This window comes from Geoglobus sp., from assembly GCF_054018175.1.
This window is the reverse complement of the sequence record NZ_JBPLZQ010000033.1, coordinates 1-3,690: the sequence shown is the minus strand read 5'-3', so window position 1 is coordinate 3,690 and position 3,690 is coordinate 1. Positions and strand designations below refer to the sequence as shown.

The 3,690-nt window shown below is 50.0% G+C and carries 5 protein-coding genes; 2 read left to right on the top strand and 3 right to left on the bottom strand.

Features of this window, described 5'->3' with window-relative positions:
* The first annotated feature begins 323 nt into the window (after positions 1-323).
* Positions 324-545: a type II toxin-antitoxin system VapB family antitoxin gene (gene vapB / locus ACXJJC_RS02715; protein WP_456369292.1), complete on the top strand. Its 222-nt coding sequence runs from the start codon at positions 324-326 to the stop codon at positions 543-545.
* A complete protein-coding gene (locus ACXJJC_RS02710) occupies positions 535-954 on the top strand; it encodes a type II toxin-antitoxin system VapC family toxin (protein ID WP_456369291.1) in 420 nt (139 codons plus the stop codon). The genes vapB and ACXJJC_RS02710 overlap by 11 nt, the downstream gene beginning before the upstream one ends.
* Positions 955-1,187: 233 nt before the next feature.
* On the opposite strand, the gene cas6 is transcribed toward ACXJJC_RS02710, so the two are convergent.
* The 3 genes from cas6 to csm4 all read right to left on the bottom strand — a co-directional run.
* Positions 1,188-1,970, bottom strand: coding sequence for a CRISPR-associated endoribonuclease Cas6 (gene cas6, locus ACXJJC_RS02705; RefSeq protein WP_456369289.1), 783 nt, complete (start codon positions 1,968-1,970; stop codon positions 1,188-1,190).
* A complete protein-coding gene (csm5, locus tag ACXJJC_RS02700) occupies positions 1,963-2,979 on the bottom strand; it encodes a type III-A CRISPR-associated RAMP protein Csm5 (RefSeq protein ID WP_456369287.1) in 1,017 nt (338 codons plus the stop codon). The genes cas6 and csm5 overlap by 8 nt, the downstream gene beginning before the upstream one ends.
* The coding region (csm4, locus tag ACXJJC_RS02695; RefSeq protein WP_456369285.1) for a type III-A CRISPR-associated RAMP protein Csm4 at positions 2,969-3,690 on the bottom strand (722 nt) is incomplete at its 5' end. The genes csm4 and csm5, both read right to left, overlap by 11 nt.

The following is a 3,690-nucleotide window of genomic DNA, read 5'->3' as shown; positions in this document are numbered from 1 at the left end:
CTATTTTGAATCTCATAAGGAGAACGGCAACCATTCGAGGAGCATAAATTCCCCAAACGCCCTCTCAGAATCTCATAAGGAGAACGGCAACACGTGCTTTAATGCGATATTGATCAGTTGTCGTAATAGAATCTCATAAGGAGAACGGCAACTTGGAAAGCTGGCCAGAATATTGCGTGAGTGAAGAGTTCCAAGAATCTCGCAGGGAGGGCAACGTCTCAATCCCTGAGCATGACCTGGGTTCAAGAGTTCCCGGCCTGGATGTTTGAAGTATTGATGATAAGGGCAAACCTTAAATCCTCTCAAACCAGTGTTTACATTATATGTCCACAACAACATACAGTGTGCGAATCCCGAGAGAAGTGAGAGAGACCATGGAGAAAATAAAGGACGTGAACTGGCAGGAGGAGATCAGGAGAATGATAATAGAGAGGGTCAGAGAGGAGGCAAAGAGGAGGCTGCTCGAAGATGCGAGAGAGTTGAGGAGCAGGATGAAGAGCTCGGAGATCACGGAGATGATAAGGGAGGATAGAGATGCCAGATAGGGTCGTGCTCGATTCCAGCGTTATTGCGGCAATCTTCTTCAAGGAGGATGGGGTTGTTGAGGCAGCTGAGCGGATTGTGGAGAACAGCAGGAGAATGTACACCGTGGATCTTGCCGTGGCGGAGATAACAAACGTTGCCTGGAAGAAGGTCGTTTTCGGGAAGGAGGACAGAGGGATTGTCAAACTCGCGCTTGATAAGAGCATCGAGTTCATAAATTCAGTATGTGAAGTTCTCAGCTCTGAGGAGCTCTACGAGTCTGCTTTTGAGATTTCCGTGGAGAGCGGCTTAACGGCCTACGATTCCCTTTTCATCGCCGCCTCGCAGAAACTTGACGCGCCGCTTGCAACTGCGGACAGAAAGCTGTACGAAAAAGCCAGGAATGCGATACTCGTCTCCAGCTCTGAATAGAAAACTCGCGCTGTTCCACGACTCCTGATTGATCACTCTAAACCCGGAGTTCTGCTGAGGAGAACTCGCGGTCAGATGGGTTGCTGATATTCTTGACATCGGTTTGAGAGGCGCAATCGAACTCATAGAGGAGAAAGCTGATGGGAATGTTACCTGCTGAAGAGCAGATAAAGGCTTTAGAGCTGGCAAAAAAGCTGTCAGAATAAATCACTATGCTTGAGGCCATTTCGAGATCACTCAACGGTTTTGCGCCTGATTACTCCAAGTCCGGACGTTCTCCCACCACCGACATTGGAATACTCACCGAAATTCAGAAGGAGTGACGTGAGCTCAGCAAATCTCTCTTCGTAGGTGTCTTCCGGAAGGGAGAAGTTAACCGTTCCCGTGAATCCGGCGGACCACATTTTCTTTTTCAGCAATACCTTCTCAGTTCTGATATTCAGCCCTGAAACTGCCACTCCTCCCCTGTCCACCCACTCTCTGTAGTCAGCAGGAACTTCCTCAATGAATGCAGAGTAGAGCCTCGCAAGACTCCTGAACATGAGTTCTGGCACCGGCATGGGAACGAATCTGTAGCTGTTTGAGGGAATTCTGAAGTAGCACGGGGATACGAAGTCCACCCTGAATTTGCCGGGTGATTCTCCATCAAGAGATTCAGCGTCCACGTACCTCACCTTTACCCTCCTGAGCGGGTTTTCCACGGCCGTGAAGTACACACTGTCGGTCGAGATCAGGTAGTCCCTGAGCGCCTCTCCTATTTCGGGGACGAAGAAGGTGATGGAGAAGCTGTAGCTCCTCCCCTCCTCAAGGCTGTTTACCGGCAGACCGCTGAGCATCACCGGTGTGACGGAGAATGGAGAGATGCCCCTGCTTGAGTGCAGTCTTTCAGCAAAGGCTCTATCCATTCTTCCCAGTACCCAGTAAACAAAACCTCTAACATAGGCACCGGAGTACATCCTGAACCTCTTGCTCTCCAGCGCCTCAAACTCAATCTCAACTCTGACGAAGTCAGTCATGGATCGAAACCCAGCCCAGGGGTTTGTTGTCGAACGTAACCCTCCTCACAAGCGGAAAGTTCCTGCTGAACCTCTTTGTTCTGGGATTTCTGCCGAGTCCAAGCTTCCTTCTAACCCCCTCAAATTCAGGGTGTGTTTTGAGCAGCGTTCCGATTGTTGACGAGTACCAGCCGGTCCCCCACCCAATCCTGAGAATAATGCCCCTTGCCTTCAGAACGTTTCTGAACTCCTGCTTTACCACTTCAGGATAGCTGCGATTTGTTTCGGCCTTAACCACCTCCTCTGCAAACTCTCTTGCCGCAGAAGTTATCTCATCAAAGTCGAGCTTCTGGCCCAAATAGCTCAGTGTGAAATCATCCACTTTAACCTTAATTTCAGCCTCCTGCCCATCATCTACGCACTCTGCAAGCTGGCTGAAGTTTCTCATTCCGAGGAACTTTATCTGGTAAATGCTGCAGCTATCAAAAAACGCCGAGTCGCTTATTTTCAACGCCCTCAGAAGGTCGTTTTTCGGGTCTCCCCTTCTTGTCCCCTCCAGCCGAACCCTTCTGAAAACCTTCTCTTCGAGCCAGTCGTCCACCCTCTTGACGTCGAACCTTCTCAGCTCTTTAATGTGGTTAATCGTCTGCTCAAGCAATTTTCTGTCCTCCTTGACGGCCTTCCACAGCAGCACGGTCCTGATTGCCCCCTTTACTGACGATCCAGGGATGTAGGGCTTTCCACGGCTCTTTACGTGCATCAGAATCTCCTTCCTACCTGGCTGTCTTCCAATCAGGCGAGCCTCGTGCGACTTTATTTCTGACAGATCCCTTAAATAGTCATCCACGGAACTGTCGCCACTGCCAATTTTCCTCGCCACATCCACCGCGTCAAGCCCCTTTTTCTCAATTTCCTCGAAAAACTTCATCGAGTCTATGAATATGACCCTGTTTCCCTTAATCACAAAGTCCATCGCAAGATACCTGTCTCCCGAACCTATGTGGGTGGGTGTGAGAATCTCAAGCCTCATCTGTGACCACCGTCCTGATCAGAAACGACTTTCCGTTCACCCACACCTCGTGACCAGCGAGAGATGGGAGGTCGGTGTAGGCGATACTGAGGTTCACCAGCTCTCCCTCCTCGGCTCTCCTGAAAACCGAACCCTCTGAGGCCATGATTACCTTTGGCTTCCTGAGTGTCGCTTTTCGCGAATTTATCCAACCGCTCCTGACAAGAGGTTTCCAGTAAACAACGCTTTCGAGGTCTCCCGGGTATGTCAGGGAAAGGGTGACGTAGCAGTTTCCGTCTTCTCGAATTTTTATCTCGTCATTTCCCACCTCGAATTTCCCGAGTCCCCACGTCCTTTTACCTCCAATCCCCTCATCCTGCAGGTACTTCAGAGCAACCTCGATCAGACCATCCCTTCCGTCCACCATGAAGTACAGGCCGGAATTTTCTTCAAACCTAAGGGCTGTCAGATAGTAGATTCCGGAATTTGATGTCGTTCTGTCCAGAACAACCTTCGGGATTTCCACCTTTTTCATGAAATCCATTTTGTCGTTATCGCCGACCTCAGAAACGTTTCCTGAAATGACTTTTTCGAAATCATCAAGGGGCAGAAACCTCCACTTTTTCTCGATCGGCAGGTGAGGTGCTGGCAGGTAGTAAGTCCCGTTTTTGAACGGAAAGCACGAGCTGAACCTCAGCTCTCCATGGCGAACCCTCTCCACGAACTCCTCAA

Bases quoted from the DNA above. Each gene is read 5' to 3' on its own strand.
- ACXJJC_RS02710 (WP_456369291.1), top strand. From the start codon at position 535: ATGCCAGATAGGGTCGTGCTCGATTCCAGCGTTATTGCGGCAATCTTC.
- cas6 (WP_456369289.1), bottom strand. From the start codon at position 1,970: ATGACTGACTTCGTCAGAGTTGAGATTGAGTTTGAGGCGCTGGAGAGC.
- csm5 (WP_456369287.1), bottom strand. From the start codon at position 2,979: ATGAGGCTTGAGATTCTCACACCCACCCACATAGGTTCGGGAGACAGG.
- vapB (WP_456369292.1), top strand. From the start codon at position 324: ATGTCCACAACAACATACAGTGTGCGAATCCCGAGAGAAGTGAGAGAG.